The organism is Galactobacillus timonensis (assembly GCF_900240265.1).
Taxonomy (GTDB): Bacteria; Bacillota_I; Bacilli_A; order Erysipelotrichales; family Erysipelotrichaceae; genus Bulleidia; species Bulleidia timonensis.
In genome coordinates this window covers 2,086,738-2,103,103 of sequence record NZ_LT964739.1, presented here as the reverse complement: position 1 = coordinate 2,103,103, position 16,366 = coordinate 2,086,738, and the positions used below count along the sequence as shown (strand labels likewise).

13 protein-coding genes and 1 other annotated feature are annotated in these 16,366 nt (G+C 51.9%); of the genes, 4 read left to right on the top strand and 9 right to left on the bottom strand.

From position 1 onward, the window contains the following. Positions 1–16: 16 nt before the first annotated feature. The 5 genes from C1714_RS09970 to glpK all read right to left on the bottom strand — a co-directional run bounded on the left by C1714_RS09970 (position 17) and on the right by glpK (position 7,381). Positions 17–841, bottom strand: a complete 825-nt coding sequence (locus tag C1714_RS09970; protein ID WP_102343026.1) for an HAD family hydrolase — start codon at positions 839–841, stop codon at positions 17–19. Then, a complete protein-coding gene (locus C1714_RS09965) occupies positions 838–2,721 on the bottom strand; it encodes an alpha-amylase family glycosyl hydrolase (RefSeq protein WP_102343025.1) in 1,884 nt (627 codons plus the stop codon). Before C1714_RS09965 ends, C1714_RS09970 begins: the two co-directional genes overlap by 4 nt. Before the next feature lie 6 nt (positions 2,722–2,727). After that, positions 2,728–3,696 (bottom strand): carbohydrate kinase family protein, encoded by a 969-nt coding sequence (locus C1714_RS09960; RefSeq protein WP_102343024.1) that lies wholly within the window; start codon positions 3,694–3,696, stop codon positions 2,728–2,730. A gap of 102 nt (positions 3,697–3,798) precedes the next feature. After that, positions 3,799–5,580, bottom strand: coding sequence for a threonine--tRNA ligase (thrS, locus tag C1714_RS09955; protein ID WP_102343023.1), 1,782 nt, complete (start codon positions 5,578–5,580; stop codon positions 3,799–3,801). Positions 5,581–5,626: 46 nt separating this feature from the next. Beyond that, positions 5,627–5,833 (bottom strand) — a binding site (T-box leader). Between the two features lie 51 nt (positions 5,834–5,884). Continuing rightward, positions 5,885–7,381 carry a glycerol kinase GlpK gene (gene glpK, locus C1714_RS09950; protein WP_102343022.1) on the bottom strand — a complete coding sequence of 499 codons (1,497 nt, stop codon included), beginning with the start codon at positions 7,379–7,381 and terminating at the stop codon, positions 5,885–5,887. A gap of 64 nt (positions 7,382–7,445) precedes the next feature. On the opposite strand from glpK, the gene C1714_RS14685 reads away from it, so the two are divergent. Further along, positions 7,446–7,685, top strand: coding sequence for a winged helix-turn-helix domain-containing protein (locus tag C1714_RS14685; RefSeq protein ID WP_102343021.1), 240 nt, complete (start codon positions 7,446–7,448; stop codon positions 7,683–7,685). A gap of 304 nt (positions 7,686–7,989) precedes the next feature. Here the strand turns inward: C1714_RS14685 and C1714_RS09940 are convergent, their stop codons facing one another. After that, on the bottom strand, positions 7,990–8,259 hold the full coding sequence (locus C1714_RS09940; RefSeq protein WP_102343020.1) for a hypothetical protein: 270 nt from the start codon (positions 8,257–8,259) through the stop codon (positions 7,990–7,992). A gap of 2 nt (positions 8,260–8,261) precedes the next feature. Then, entirely contained in the window at positions 8,262–8,897 is a 636-nt protein-coding gene (locus tag C1714_RS09935) for a CpXC domain-containing protein (protein WP_102343019.1), read from the bottom strand. A 1,254-nt stretch (positions 8,898–10,151) separates the two neighbouring features. Here C1714_RS09935 and C1714_RS09915 point away from each other — a divergent pair. Genes C1714_RS09915 through C1714_RS09905 form a run of 3 tightly spaced genes read left to right on the top strand, consistent with a single transcriptional unit; the run spans position 10,152 to position 12,371 of the window. Next, on the top strand, positions 10,152–10,625 hold the full coding sequence (locus C1714_RS09915) for a DUF6431 domain-containing protein (RefSeq protein WP_135567918.1): 474 nt from the start codon (positions 10,152–10,154) through the stop codon (positions 10,623–10,625). Between the two features lie 34 nt (positions 10,626–10,659). Then, positions 10,660–12,075, top strand: a complete 1,416-nt coding sequence (locus tag C1714_RS09910) for an ISL3 family transposase (protein ID WP_167850012.1) — start codon at positions 10,660–10,662, stop codon at positions 12,073–12,075. After that, positions 12,072–12,371: a hypothetical protein gene (locus C1714_RS09905; RefSeq protein WP_102343015.1), complete on the top strand. Its 300-nt coding sequence runs from the start codon at positions 12,072–12,074 to the stop codon at positions 12,369–12,371. The genes C1714_RS09910 and C1714_RS09905 overlap by 4 nt, the downstream gene beginning before the upstream one ends. Positions 12,372–12,564: 193 nt before the next feature. Here C1714_RS09905 and ppdK read toward each other — a convergent pair whose 3' ends face one another. Both ppdK and C1714_RS09895 read right to left on the bottom strand, forming a co-directional pair. After that, the gene (gene ppdK, locus C1714_RS09900; protein ID WP_102343014.1) at positions 12,565–15,300 is read right to left on the bottom strand and encodes a pyruvate, phosphate dikinase; all 2,736 of its coding nucleotides are present in this window, start codon (positions 15,298–15,300) and stop codon (positions 12,565–12,567) included. An 81-nt stretch (positions 15,301–15,381) separates the two neighbouring features. Further along, complete coding sequence (locus C1714_RS09895) at positions 15,382–16,314, bottom strand: alpha/beta hydrolase (protein ID WP_102343013.1); 933 nt, start codon at positions 16,312–16,314, stop codon at positions 15,382–15,384. Positions 16,315–16,366 lie beyond the last annotated feature (52 nt).

Here is a 16,366-nt window from a genome sequence, read left to right as displayed (position 1 = left end):
TCCCCTTCTCCTTAAATTATTTCAACAGCCCAAGCTGTTTGAAGCCAAACGCAAGTCCATCTTCATCAACAGATGGAACCGTCAGTGTGCATTGCTTCATAAGCGTCTTTGCACCGTTTGCCATGCAGACCGAAGTGCCGACGGCTTTCACCATCGCCAGATCATTCATTGAATCGCCAAAGCCGTAGGTATCTTCCTTCGTAACGTGGAAATGCTCCATCATCCGTTGTACGCCACGCCCCTTGTCAAACGCCCGGCTGATCAGCTCACCATTGATGCAGCCGCCATGGGCAGCAACTTCCTGAACCACAAATTCATAGCGGTCCGAAAGCTTCGCCATCGGCTCCTTCAGCTGTTCCATGTTCTGACACATGATCACAACCTTGTAAACCGGCTCCTGCTGATATTGCGACAGCGGACGGATATCAAGCTGATCCTTCAAGGCACGCCGCCACCGCTCAATTTCAGAGTTATCCCCTTTTGCCGTACTCAGAAAATCCGAAAGATTCTCATCGCCATAGGTCGTATTCTTCGTCTCAACCGTGCAGAAGACTCCGTTTTTGTGTAATAACGAAACTGTTTCCTGATAGTCTTCAGCAGGCATCGGTTGATCATAAAGAACCTCATCCCCCGCCATCACATACCCGCCGGCCGAAGCCACCATCCCGTCAAAGCCATACACCAGCAACGGCTTCAGCATCGCATAGTTGCGCCCCGTACATAGAAACACCCGATTGCCGGCCGCCTGCGCACCGCGAATCGCAGCCAGCGCAGAATCCGGAGGAACATTGGTACCGGCGGGAACCAGTGTCCCGTCAATATCGAGGAAGATCAGTTTCATGCCTCCTCCTTCTCCCCGGAAAACTTCGGATCATTGTAGTTCAGATACAGCCAGCGGAAGGAATGCGGACCAAGGGCAACCGCCTTTGCATCCATCGTTTCACCACTGATCAGATCCGTATAGGTCTCACCTTCATTGATCCATGCCGTCTGATCATTCTCCGAGAAGTTGAACAGCGCCAGCAGCTTTTCACCCTCGTAATAACGGCCCAATCCAAGCACGCAGTCATTGTTCGTCTGCAGCACCCAGGTATCAGCCGACGCATCAAACAGCGGATGTTCCTTGCGGATCGCAATCAGCTTCATGAGACGCTCAAACAGCATCCCCTGCCGCGTCGAAGGATCCTTGCGCATCTCCGCCAGATTCCAGTCGAATTTTCCGCGGTGCAGATAGCGCGAATCGTCCTTTTTCAACGGATCCTGATGATAGGAATAGTCATTGAGCTTACCGACTTCATCACCGGAATACAGCACCGGAATGCCGCTCTGCGTCAGAAGGAACGCATGCAGCATCACATCAAGATCAATCGAAGCCTTCAGCTTGAAATCATTCTTCTCATAGACAGCGGCTTCCGTTCCGCAAAGCGAAGCCGTCGTCCCGCAAAGACGCGCATCGCCCAGACGCGGATCATCGTTGTACAGCTCACCTCTCGAATCGCTTCCCCAGTAATTCCCCGTCAGGAAGGAGTTGAGATACTTCTTATGGGCAACCTGCTCAATGCCGAAGCGGGCCAGGTAGTCATAATCCAGCCCCCAGCCGATATCATCGTGACAGCGCAGATAGTTCAGAAACATATACTGCTTCGGAAGTCCGCACACCACGTTCATCTGCCGCTGCAGAAGCCGTACATCACGCGTCGCTACCGTGTTCCAAGTACTTGCCATTGTTGTCACGTTATAGAGCATGTGACACTCCGGCTTTTCAATCGTGCCGAAGTAGGGAACAACCTTATCCGGCTCCATGACGACTTCGCCCAGCAGCAGCGTCCCCGGCGCAGCGATCTGGGAAGCGATATGCATGATCCTGACCAGCGTATGCACCTGCGGAAGATTGCGGCAGTTTGTGCCGAGCGTCTTCCAGATATAAGGCACCGCATCAAGGCGGATGATATCCACGCCCTGATTGCAGAGATAAAGCATGTTTTCGCACATGTCATTGAACACGGTCGGATTGCGGTAGTTCAGATCCCACTGATACGGATAGAACGTCGTCATCACGACCTTGTTGGCTTCCGGACACCAGGTGAAGTTGCCCGGGGCCGTTGTAGGAAACACCTGGGGAACCGTTTCTTCAAAGGCACGGGGAATGGTCCAGTCATCAAAGAAGAAATAACGGTCCTGGTATTCCTTTTCCCCCGCCTTTGCACGCTTCGCCCAGATATGGTCCTCACTGGTATGGTTCATGACAAAGTCGAGACATACCGAAATTCCACGTTTATGGCAGGCACGGTTCAGCTTCGCAAGATCTTCCATCGTGCCAAGCTCCGGCTCTACTTTACGGAAGTCCGATACCGCATAGCCCCCGTCGCTTCTTCCCTTCGGCGATTCAAGCAGCGGCATCAGATGAAGATAGTTGAAGCCGCATTCCTGAATGTAGTCCAGATGTTTTTGAACACCCTTGATCGTCCCTGCAAAGCAATCAGTATACAGGCACATGCCGAGCATCTTCGAAGACTTGTACCAGTCCCCCGCTTTGATGCGCTTACGGTCCCATGCCCTCAGATCTTTCGAGCGCGCCTGATAACTGTTCCACAGCATCGTCAAAAAGTAATCGTAGGCATGATCATCGTTATAGAGCTCGTTGTAGAGCCAGTGCATCTCATCTTCGACAGGACGCAGGCGGTCGGTAAACTCCTTATCCCATTCCGGTTTCATCTTCATGGCTTCTCACCTTCTTTCGCCAATCAGTTCGTTCACTTCTTCCTCTGTCGGCATCACGGCAAGAGCACCCTTGCGGGTTGTAACAATGGAAGCCGCGGCATTGGCAAAGGTCAGAATCGAAATCAGCTTCGCCTCATCAAGATTGTTCAGACCATAGGTCAAAACACCATGCAGAACACAGGCACCAAACGTATCACCGGCGCCCGTTGTCTCGATCGTTTTCTTCTGCAGAAAGGCTGGAACTTCCACCTTTACGCTGCCGTAATAGGCACGGCTGCCGACGGCCCCCATGGAAAGCGTAATCAGCGGAATGGAATAGGTATTCTGCAGAATCGAAATGCCTTCTTCGTAGTCCTGTTTGCCGGTAAACCACTGGATTTCGTTATCCGAAATCTTGAGAACATCGCAATGATGCAGGCCAAAGTCAACCGCCTCATGTGCCGCATCCAACGAAGGCCACAGCGGCGGACGAAGATTGGGGTCAAAGGAACGCACGCAGCCGGAAGCTTCCGCAGCCTCAATTGCCCTGCGCGTCGCGTCATAGACACCCGGATGTGTCATCGATAAGGTTCCGAAGTGGAAGATGCGCGCATTCTCAATCAGATCCAGCCGTACCTCATCCGCCCTCAGATTCATATCCGCGCCCGGGTTGCGATAGAAGGAAAAATCACGATCCCCGTTTGGCAGCTTATGGACCAGCGAAAGCGTCGTCGGTACCGCTTCATCCATCACCAGTCCCGCCGTGGAAATGCCTTCTTTTGCGATCGCATCCTTCAATTGTCTGCCGAAGGCATCATCGCCCACCTTGCCGATGAACGCCGTCGAATGGCCCAGCTTCGCCAGCATCGCCAGCACATTGCACGGTGCTCCGCCCGGGTTGGCTTCAAACAGCGGATTGCCCTGCGGTGAAGTACCGCTTTGTATGAAATCAATCAGAAGCTCGCCGAGAGCAGTGACATCGATTGTTTTTGGCATTTGTTATATCCCCTTTTAAGCGCTTTCATTATACCGCGCTCAGTCCTCTAGTTCAGAAAAATCCCCGGCACTTCACCGGGGATTGAAATTCATGATTCTTTCTTACTTTTCTTCCATGCCGCGGTTAATGGTCTTGGCATTGATCTCCTGCATCATCGAGTTCAGGAACTCATCCAGCCCCATCTTCACCGCATCCTTGGAACCGTAGCGGCGAACCGTGACGGAATTGTCAGCGGCTTCACCGTCGCCTACAACAAGCTCAACCGGAGTCTTGGACATCTGTGCCTCACGGACACGGTAACCGAGCTTCTCGTTGCGGCTGTCAACCTTTGCACGGATATGGTGCTGATGGAGAAGGTCCGCAACCTTCTTTGCATAGGCAAGATGGGCATCATTATCCGGTCCAACCGGAATGATGACAGCCTGCGTCGGCGCAAGCCACAGCGGCAGATTGCCCTTCGTCTCTTCCAGCAGGAAGGCAATGAAGCGGTCCAGGGAACCGAGAATCGCACGGTGAATGACGACCGGACGCTTCTTCTGACCATCCTTGTCTACATATTCCAGCTCAAAGCGTTCCGGAAGCTGATAGTCCAGCTGAATCGTGGACAGCGTAACATCGTGGCCAAGTACCGAGCGGACCTGAACATCGATCTTCGGACCGTAGAAGGCAGCTTCGCCTTCGGCTTCATAGTACGGTACACCCATTTCCTTGAGCACTTCACGAAGCTCTGCTTCACTCTTCTCCCACAGTTCATCGTTGCCGAAGTACTTGTCCGTATTGTTCTTGTCGCGCAGGGACAGACGGAAGGAATAATCCTTGAAGTCAAAATCCTTATACACATCAAGAATCAGCTTCGTAACGTCCTTGATTTCAGATGCGATCTGGTCCGGACGGCAGAAGATATGGGAATCGTTCTGCGTAAAGGCACGGGCACGCTCAACACCCGTCAGGGCACCGGATGCCTCAAAGCGGAAATCATCGGCAACCTCAGCAATGCGTACCGGCAGATCACGATAGGAATGCAGCGTCGACTTGTAGATGATCATATGTTCCGGGCAGTTCATCGGGCGCAGGACGAAATCTTCTCCATCCCGCTCCATAACCGGGAACATATCGTTCTTGTAATGTGCCAGATGTCCGGAAATCTTATACAGCTTCGTCGAAGCGACGGACGGGGTCTTGACATGGATGTAGCCCTGCTCCAGTTCCTTGTCCATGATGTAGTCCGACAACAGGCGGCGGACCGTGAAGCCGTTCGGCAGCCACATCGGAAGACCGGCACCGACCGTATCCGAGAACATGAACATCTGCATGTCCTTGCCCAGTTTCCGGTGGTCACGCTCCTTCATCTCTTCCAGCTGCTTCAGATAGTCATCCAGCTCCTCTTCACTCGGGAAGCAGACGCCGTAGACACGCTGCAGAACCTTGTTGTTCTTGTCACCCTTCCAATAGGCTCCGGAATGCTTGAGAAGCTTGAAGTAGCGGCACTGTTTCGTGCTCTTCACGTGCGGACCGCGGCAGAGATCCGTATAGTCGCCCTGCGTATAGGTCGTGATCGTCTGACCCGGTTCCATGCGGCTGATCAGATCCTCCTTGTAAGGATCGTCCTTGAACATCTCCTGGGCTTCTTCCTTTGTCACCTCATGACGGACAATGAGCTTGTCCGCCTTGGCGCACTTCTTCATTTCCTTTTCGATCTTCGGCAGATCCTCATCCGTCAGCGTCACATCGCCAAGATCCATATCGTAGTAGAATCCCTCTTCCACGACCGGACCGACCCAGAACTTTGCCTGCGGGTACAGATGCTTGACAGCCTGTGCCATCAGATGGGCACAGCTGTGGTTGAGAACGCTCAGATTCTCGTCTTCCTTGAAATTAATCATCCTGTTTCATTCTCCTTCAGGGACATAAAAGGCGTCCCCCGACCTCTCGAAGGACGCCTCATCAGCGCGGTACCACCTTGTTTCCTGTGCAGAGAAAAAGCACAGACTCTCAATGACTGTAACGCGGTCCAGCGGTATTCCTTTCGGAAACAGCTCCCGGGTAGTAGCATTCCATCTTCCCCGAATCCTTGCACCGGCCGGATTCTCTCTTAAGAGGAAACAACGGATACCTTGTCCCGTTCATTGCCTTTGACGCCGTTATTATAACGCTGTGATGGAATAATTCAAATGCCGAAGACCATCGTCACTCTTTTTCCGCCGGGAACATGCGTACGGCCGCCACAGCCTTCTGCCATCGCCCGTAGAAATGATCCGCCGTTTCTTGATCCATCTTCGGATTCCAGATACAGCCGGTCGAGGAACTGAACTCATCCAGGCCTTTCCAGAATCCGACCCCAAGGCCGGCCAGATGCGCCGCGCCAAGTGCCGTCGTTTCCAGAACCTTCGGCCGCTCAACCTGTGTCTGCAGCAGATCACTTTGAAACTGCATCAGATAATCATTGGCGCTCGCCCCGCCATCCACCTTGAGATGAGCGATCCGGCGATGGGAGTCATCTTCCATCGCCTGCAGAACATCACGCGTCTGATAGGCAAGCGAATTCAAGGTGGCCCGTGTTATATCGGCCTTTGTGGTGCCACGGGTAATGCCGAGAATCGCTCCGCGGCAGGCATCATCCCAATATGGCGCACCAAGACCGACAAATGCCGGAACCATCATGACGCCGCTGTCCGGCGATGCACTTTCGGCAAGCGCCTCAGAATCGGAAGACTTCGGGAAGAAGGACATCTGATCCCGCAGCCACTGAATCGCGGAACCGGCAACGAACACCGATCCTTCCAGGGCATAGGAAACCTTACCCTGATAGCCCCAGGCAATTGTCGTCAAGAGACCATGTTCCGAAACATGGGGTTTCTCACCTGTGTTCATGACCAGGAAGCACCCAGTGCCATACGTATTCTTGACATCCCCTTCCTGGAAGCAGTTCTGCCCGAAGAGAGCTGCCTGTTGATCGCCGGCAACACCGGAAATCGGAACCTGCTGTCCGAAGAAATGATAGGGCGCCGTATAGGCAAAGATCCCAGAGCTGTCCTTCACTTCCGGCAGCATCTTCATGGGAATATTGAGCATTGCACAAAGATCGGGATCCCATTTCTTTTCATAGATGTTGTAAAGCATGGTACGGCTGGCGTTGGAGTAATCCGTCGCATGAACCTGATTGCCGCTCAGACACCAGATGAGCCAGCTATCGATCGTGCCGGCCAGCAGTTCCCCGTCTTCAGCCATCTTCTGCCCGTTGGGCGTATGATCCAGAATCCAGCGCACCTTTGTCGCCGAGAAATACGGATCAATGCGCAGACCCGTCCGCGAACGAACCAGATCATCATAGCCCTCACGGATCAGCTGATCACAGATCTCGGCCGTCTGTCTGGACTGCCAGACGATGGCATTGGCAATCGGAAGACCGGTCGTTCTGTTCCAGACGACGGTCGTCTCACGCTGATTGGTGATGCCGATGCCTGCTACCTGCTGGGGCTGAATGCCTGCCTGCTGCAGACAGGACGCCATGACGGAGAGAACAGACATCCAGATTTCATTGGCATCGTGTTCCACCCATCCGGGCTGCGGAAAGTGCTGCGTGAACTCGCGCTGGGCCATAGCGATCGGTTCACTGTCATGATTAAACAGAATCGCCCGGGAACTGGTCGTCCCCTGGTCGATGGCCATGATGTATTTTTCCATGGATCAACCTCTTTTCAAACATTTTAGAATCGATTGGCAGCGCTTTCAATCCTGATATTCATTCTTGTATGACGGCGTCAAAACAGAGCTTACGCCCAAGGAATTCGCTCTTCCTGCATACCCTGCCCGGAAAAAAGGCATCGGTCTTTCAAGAGAAACCATACTGGATGTCATATGGGGATATAACTTCTTTGAAGCAGACCGTACCGTCGACTGGCAGATCAAGCTTCTTCGCAGCAAGCTTGGCCCCTACCGCAGTCTGATTCATACCATCCGCGGCACCGGTAATCAATTCAATGAATAGGACGCCATCGTTAAGCACAAAGCTCTGGAGATGCTTTGTGGCGTTTGCTGCGGGATATTTCTTGTTTTCTGGCCTCTTGAAACGGTGTTTCTGTAGCAGTTCTACAACCGGATGGTTGCCGGAAACACCAGGAACGCAGCCGAAACAATCGCCGCCTGCCGCCAGGATGGAACTGATCATTACTTTTTTTTCATTCTCGTTACTACTTCCTTTCTGCTTCTTTCAAAACAGTTTCAGAATAGTGCGGCAATAGGAAGCCCGTGGGGAATGAATCAGGAATCTGTGTGGAATCAGGCAAGCAGATTCAATCACCGCGGTAGTAACAGATCACCGTTTCCTGCGGATCACAAAGTTCAAAATCAATATTGCGCTTCTCTTTTCCTGCCAGCCAGGTATCCGCATCCGCGGCAGTCGCAAAATCGGCAATGATGGAAAGACGGTTTCGCTGTGGATCTGCGCCGGCCTCGGAAGAAACAATCAGTGATGAATCCGCGAGCTGACGCTGAACGGCGTCCAATGCATCAACCATCTCCACATCTGCAGGAAGATCAAATATCACAAGCAGCCGAAACATACTTACTCCTTTACCTGATCCATTCCATCAAATACCAGCTGCGCCCAGCCCTGGTTGATGAAGGGATAGTTACCAACCGGATCATTCAGTTCCGGCAGCACCTGCGTACAGATCTGTTTATACAGATTCCGCTCCATCGGAATCGATCCTTCAAAGCCCTGATCGCTCAGTACGGCAAATTGATAGCCATCATCCTCCGGAGAAAAATACAGAGCGTGAATCTGCAGATCCGGTTTCTGTTGATGAATCTGATCTATCAGCAGATGCTTCTGCAGCTCAACAGCCCGATCATCCAGCCCCGCATCAAAGATCAGAATCTTTTCCATCAGTTCATTGGGATCACGTACCCGCCGCAGTTGAAATCCCGAATACCTGTTTTCCTCTTTCCCGGCAGTACCGTCATCGCCATGCTCAACAAGATGAATCAATAAGTGTGCAGCCTCATCAACATAGAGGCAGTCATACGCCACCAGCGTCGTATAGCCGCAGAAACGGCAGGTATACGAAAACAGGCTTCCATCCAGGATCCTTTCCTTCAGATCAGGAGATTGCTGCATATCGATGACGGGATATTCAGCCATCGTTCCCCGTTTCCTGCAATGGGGGCAGACAAATTCGAAATTCCTTACTTTTTCCATACTCCGATTGTATCAGAAGGATCCCTTTTCTTCCGGCTGCCCTTCGCCTGCATTCCTGCAGGTGCGTCTGAGCAGTTCATCAGAATTATGACCCCGCTGCTATGAACGCACCGGAAAAATCTGTCATCACTCAGATTCTTCACAGACTCTTTTAAGAAGTTCCGTATACTCATCCGGCCTTTTGAGCAGAAACTGCAATGGGGCTCACCCGGAATCAAGTTCGTCCTTGCCAGGGGATATGCTCTTACAACATCCTTGAAAAACAGCCGGCAGGCCGGCTCCTTGTGTCCATACAGAAACAAGGTATGTTCCTCCAGCTGTTCAGAAATGGATGGAAACGCAAAGTGCATGCAGCTGAGGGCCTCGTTGTGTACTGTTTCATCGCTCATCACACGGGCAGCCTGCTGAAGCTTTTGCAGGAGCGTAAGAAAAGCTCCGGAATTGAAGTGAACCCCTCAAGTACATAGGAGGATCCCGCCGGCATACCGTCAAGGAATGCTGACTTAACACTAATCTCTGCATTCTCCATCAGGTGCATGAGCGTCAGTCCAATCTCCGCTTCCATCGACTGACCGTAAACCATTTGCACGCTGAGGATTCCGCGCCGCTGAATCTCCTGAAGTACAGCTTCCGCTTCCTCCTGTATGGAAATAAGCGAAGCACTGTTCGGGTATTGCCCGCTGCAGTCCAACGCAAGGATGTGACGCTCTGCCTGCAGTCTGTCCACTAGAAGAAGAGCGGACGCCGGGCAAAACGATCCCGGCCCCATGATCATGACTGGTTTTCTTTCAGCTCCGTACTCGTAAACTCTGATGTTTTCCTCCAGACTGTTTCATATCCGGTATCACGCAACTGTTGAGATGCGTGATCAACGTGCGTGATAGTTAGCAAATACTAATTCATACTGTGTGAATCATAGCAGATGGTGCCATCCTCTGTAAGCATGAACAGACTCTTCCATAGCCCAGAAAAAAGACTATCTAAAAATAGATGGGGTTTGGGGGTGCCTCTAAGAAATCCTGGGATTGATGATCCGGGAGGAGTTAAAGAGCTGTAAACCCTCATGGGGAGGCACAACGGCCTTCTCCTTTTCGAATTTACCGATTATCATGCGGTTAGAGACATCAATAGAAAGGAAAAGGTTCAGAGACAAAGCTTCCCAGCACTCTCTGAACCCGTAACCAAAACCATGGTTAGTGTACCACATTCACAATACAAAATTGTTAAACATCCTAATCATCCGAATGATTTTTGATGAAATGCAGCGAACCTGTTTTGGATCCTGAAACAGGCCTGCCAATGAGATTCTGCGGAACTGCCAGAAGGTGCGTTAAAACGCCAAAAGGTTCTTACTGGATCTGGATTCCTGTCGCCGTCTCTTCCAACGGAAGACATCACCGTGTTCTCCCTGATTTCCTTGTCCCTTACAAGCACTACTCGGTGCAGACCATCGAATCGGCTCTGGACAATGATCTGGATCTTGATCGTTATTCGCTTCCTTCCGATTCTTCCGTTTACCGTTGGAACAAATGGCTCGATAAGCTCATTGTGCAGCTCCGGATTTTCCTGAAGCTGGTTGATCCGCCTGATTCGCTGCTTCAACAGCTTCGTGTTCTATTCCGGCGTGATGTCCGCCGGGCTCCAGAATATGATTCTTCCAGTGGCTGGGTGGCCGGAATCAATCTCTGCCTGAATAGGCCAAATGACTTTGACTTGGGCCTTTCCTGATCTTCCCCTATGCTGGGCTCAAAGGAGAAGATCTATGTCCGAACAATCTGATAAACAGGCCATTCTTGAATTCTTTAACCTCGATACAGGCAGTGTGGAGAATGTCATCTTCCATAATGACAATGGCAGTGCGTCTGTCCATGTTTTACTGCGGCCGGATCATCCGCCTTGTCCCGATTGCGGCTGTACCCTGCCAAGGGTTAAGGACTACATTGACAAGAAGATAAGCCACGGCGTCTTTACTGATCGTGAGTGCACCATCTTCTATCATGCCCGCAGGTACATCTGTCCTGTCTGTCATCGAACGTACTATGAGAACAATCCATTCTGTTTCAGGAAGCAGCACATCTCCGCCCTCACGGTTGAAAACATTCTGAACGATTTGAAGATTCAGACCGAGACCTTCGCTTCCGTCGCTAAGCGGTATCACATCTCTCCCACAACCGCTGCCTCCGTCTTCGATGCCCACGTAAAGGAGGCGCGAAGACCTCTGCCCACATTGATGTGCTGGGATGAGAACTACGCATTTTATCATCCGGGAGAGAACTCAAAATATGTGTTCGTTATTCTCGACTTTGAGTCACAGGAGCCGGTGGATATCCTGCCAAGCAGAAGAAAAGATTATCTGCTCAGCTACTTTCTCAAAATCCCAGTGGAAGAGCGAAAGCGCGTCAAAATGATTGCCACGGACATGTATAGTGAATACCGCGCCATCATACGTCAGCTGTTCCCTAAGGCCTATCATTCCGTTGACCATTATCATGTCAGCCAGGAGCTCTCCAGAAAGGCTGACAGCGTCCGGATCAGAGTAATGAAGCGGACTCCAAAATATATTGAAGGCACAAAAACACAAACCAACGAGTATTATCTGCTGAAGACATTCAACTGGATGATATTCAAGCGGCTGGACGCCAGAGACAAAGATGGTAAAAAGCTGTTCGATCCCGGCCATCCAAGGAAAATGAACCGCAAGCTGAACCGGTTCCTCAATTATTACGAAATTAAAGCCATGATCGAAGCCGTTCATCCCGATTTGAAAAAGGCATGGGACCTCAAGGATGACGTTGTGGACTTCTATGACAACTGCACTTACGATACTGCTCCCCAGGAGCTGAACAAACTGATTCAGTCCTTCGCAGCCAGTGGTATTCCGGAAATGAAAGAGTTCTCCCGCACCCTGATCAGCTGGAGAGAGGAGATTATCAACTCCTTCATCGTCGTAAAGCAGCGTCATACAGTCGATAAGGACACAGGCCAGGTGGTAGTGTCCGACATAAAACTGAATAACGGATTGATGGAGAACCGGAACTCAATCATCAAGACGATCAAGAAAGCAGCCAACGGATATACCAACTGGGACAGGTTCCGCAGCCGCTGCCTCTATGTGCTCAGAAAGAGCTCCAAGCCAATGTTGAATCCTGTCATTCCGCCAAAGAAGGTTAAGCAATGACTTCAACCAGCTTTCAGCCCCTGAGTCCCGAACAGGCATGGATCACTGCAGAAGGAGCCCGTTTGTATGGCAAAGAAGCAGAACAATATCTGCAGGCCCGCATTCGTTCCATGAACCGAATGTGCCGCTCAGCGCAGCGATTAATGCGCGGCATTGAAAGTGAGCTGAAGCAGCACGACCATACGAACAACAGGATCCTGTATGCCTTGAGTACAGACGAGATGCTTGCCCACATCGCCATCTGTTGCGAGATGTTTCTGGACGAATACGAAGAACTGCTGGAGACGCAGCCTTAACGGGCCCGTCTCCTTTTCGTTTCCATAAGAAAAACCGCCTGTTTTACCAGACGGCTTCATGGCGGATAAACCTTTTTGGGGTGCCCCGAGACCCCAGGTTATTTCACTTCGATTTCGAGGCCTCCCCAGATAAATTTAGATCGCCAGAAAAAAAAGCACTCCTGTTATTGCAGGAATGCTTTTGTGATGACGATTACTTCTTTCTGGAAGCAGCCTTCTTAGCAGCAGGCTTCTTGGCAGCGGCCTTCTTAACTGTTGTCTTCTTGACAGCAGCCTTTTCAGCCTTCTTGGCAGCGTCAACCTTGATCGCAGCCTGTGCAGCAGCCAGACGAGCCAGCGGTACACGGAACGGCGAGCAGGAAACGTAGTCAAGACCAAGGGTCTGGAAGAACTCGATGGAAGCCGGATCGCCGCCGTGCTCACCGCAGACACCCAGATGGATATCCTTCCGTGTTGCACGACCGTGCTCAGCAGCCCAGCGCACCAGCTTGCCGACACCGTTTACGTCGATATGAGCGAACGGATCGGAATCATAGATGTGCTTATCATAGTAGGACTTCAGGAACTTGCCCGCATCATCACGCGAGAAGCCGAATGTCATCTGCGTCAGGTCGTTCGTTCCGAAGGAGAAGAACTCAGCCGTTTCAGCCAGTTCACCGGCATTGATAGCGCCGCGCGGAACTTCGATCATCGTACCAATGTGGTAGACCATCTTGACCTTGGCAGCAGCGATCGTCTCATCCGCAGTCTTACGGATGATGTCAGCGACATAATCGAGCTCCTTCTTCTCACCAACCAGCGGAACCATGATTTCCGGCTCCAGGTGCCAGCGAGGATGTTTCTTGTTTACATTGATGGCAGCATTGATGATGGCACGCGTCTGCATGACACCGATCTCCGGATACGTAACATCCAGACGGCATCCACGATGACCCATCATCGGGTTGAATTCCTTCAGCTCAACATCCGCAGCCTTGACATCTTCAACGGAGATGCCCATCTTATCAGCAACTTCCTTGATTGCCTCATCCGTCTGCGGCAGGAACTCATGCAGAGGCGGATCCAGCAGACGAATCGTAACGCTGCGGCCCTTCATAGCCTCGAAGATGCCTTCGAAGTCCTCTGTCTGGTACGGTTCAAGAAGATCGAGAGCCTTCTGACGCTGCTCCGGAGTACGGGATACGCAGAGCATACGGATTGCCTCAATGCGCTCCTTGGAGTTGAAGAACATGTGCTCCGTACGAACCAGACCAACACCTTCCGCACCGAACTCAACTGCACGAGCAGCATCTTCCGGCGTATCCGCATTGGTACGGATCTTCATCGTACGACGCTCATCAGCCCACTTCATGAAGGTAGCGAAGTTTCCGGAAATTGTAGCCGGAACACTCTTAACCTCTCCCTTGTAAACAAGGCCCGTATTACCATCAACGGAGATAATGTCACCTTCGTTGAAGGTCTCACCGTTCACCGTGAACTTCTTTCCGGCTTCATCAACCTTGATTTCACCGCAGCCGGATACACAGCATGCACCCATACCACGGGCGACAACAGCCGCATGCGACGTCATGCCGCCGCGAACCGTAACGATCGCCTGGGAAACATGCATACCCGCAATGTCTTCCGGCGACGTCTCAAGACGAACCAGAACAACCTTCTTGCCGGCAGCAGCCTGTGCCTCAGCATCCTTGGCGTTGAACACGATTGCACCGCATCCAGCACCCGGAGCAGCAGCCAGACCCTTGGCGATTACATCGCCGGCCTTTTCCTTCAGGCTTGCCTTATCGAAGGTCGGATGCAGAAGGTCATCGAGCTGCTTCGGCTCAACCTTGAGCAGAGCCTCATCCTTCGTGATCAGGCCTTCCTTGACCATGTCAACCGCGATCTTCAGAGCAGCGTTTGCCGTTCTCTTACCATTGCGGCACTGCAGCATGAACAGCTTGCCATGCTCAATCGTAAACTCCATATCCTGCAGATCATGGTAATGATTCTCCAGTGTCTTGGAGATACGGGCGAAGTCAGCGTAAGCGCCCGGCATCGTCTTCTTGAGCTCAGCAATCGGCTGCGGCGTACGGATACCGGCAACGACATCCTCGCCCTGTGCGTTCATCAGGAACTCACCGAACAGCTTGTTCTCACCTGTAGCAGGGTTGCGCGAGAAGGCAACACCGGTACCACAGTCATTGCCCATGTTTCCGAAGACCATTTCCATGACCGATACAGCGGTTCCCCAGGAATCAGGAATATCGTTCATCCGTCTATAATAGATAGCACGCTCGTTGTTCCAGGAACGGAAGACAGCCATGATTGCACGGTTCAGCTGAACCAGCGGATCCTGCGGGAAGTCCTCGCCCAGATTCTTCTTATAGAATGCCTTGAACTGCTTCGTCAGCTCAACCATATCATCCGCATCGAGATCGACATCCTGCTTGACGCCCTTCTTTTCCTTCATGGCATCAATCAGTTCCTCGAACTTGGACTTGTTGAGTCCCATAACGACATCACCGAACATCTGGATGAAACGGCGATAGGAATCGTAAGCGAAACGCTTGTTCTGCGTCTTCTCCTCAACAACCTTTACAACTTCGTCGTTCATGCCCAGGTTCAGGATCGTGTCCATCATGCCCGGCATCGAAGCACGCGCACCGGAACGGACCGAAACAAGCAGCGGATTCTTCAGATCGCCCAGCTTCTTGCCGGTTGCCTTCTGAAGCCATGCCGTATACTTATCGATCTGCGTCTGAATCTCCGGCGCAATCTTGAGACCATCATCGTAGTAGCGAATGCACGCTTCAGTCGTGATGGTAAAGCCCGACGGAACCGGCATGCCCAGGTTGCTCATCTCAGCAAGGTTTGCACCTTTGCCGCCGAGCAGCTCACGCATCGAGCCGTTTCCTTCGGAGAACTTATAGACATACTTCTTAGCCATACAGCCTCCCTATAAAATTACCGTAATGATTATATGCTACCGATTTTCAAGAAACAAGAATCGGATGGCACCAAACCTTGATTAAAACGCGGTTTCGATGAAACCGAACACCTTATCGAAGTAATCCGGCTGCCGAACTGCCTCATTGTGGCCGCACTGATCATACAGCGCCAGTTCCTTCCTGGAACTGCAGGCATCGCTGCACGCAATCGCCATGCTTGCAGGAACAAACGCATCCTGATTGCCGTGAATAAACAGCAGAGGAATCCTTGCCGTCAGAAGCTGCCGCCGCGTCGAATACTCATAGATCGAGAAATGCAGCAGATGCTTCACGAAGAAGTCAATGCCGACAATGAAGGCACCGCTCGGAAGATCGGGTTCACTCTTCAGAAGATACAGCAGCTCCTCCTTCAGATCGCTGCAGCCCCCGTCCTCAACGCCGCACTTCACATGCGGACTCAGATAATCGCCCGCCGCATTCATGACGGCATTGGCACCAATATCCACGCCGATCAAAGCAATCTCACAGTCACTGTCATGCTCACAAAGCCAGCTGCACCAGCTGATCACATCGTAGTGCTCCAGCCAGCCCATCCCGCAATAACGGCCACGGCTGCCGCCGCATCCTCTTTGATCAATGGCAAGAATGTTGTAGCCCCGTTTGTCGGCTTCCAGCATGTACCCGGCCATATCCATCGCACTCTGCCCGAAGCCGTGGGCCAGAAGAACCCAGCGATGACCTTCCGAATGATTGGTGATCACAATGGCATGCAGCGTCAGCCCATCAAACGACTGCAGATACGCATCCGTCCGCTTCGCCTGCACCAGCCACCGGTTCACAGCCTCCTCATCCCCGTCCTGACGCAGACTGACGGAATGCAGCGTATTCCGTTCCAGATCAAACAGCTTATTGAACAGATGCCACGAAAGACCGCCATAGGCCGCCGTCCCCGCTGCCGCAACCGTACCGATCGTTCTCAGAAACGAGTGCTTCTTATTTTCCCTGTCAGACATGAATTCTCCTTTCCGAAAAAAAGGAAGAAACGGACCCGTTGCTATACTTAGA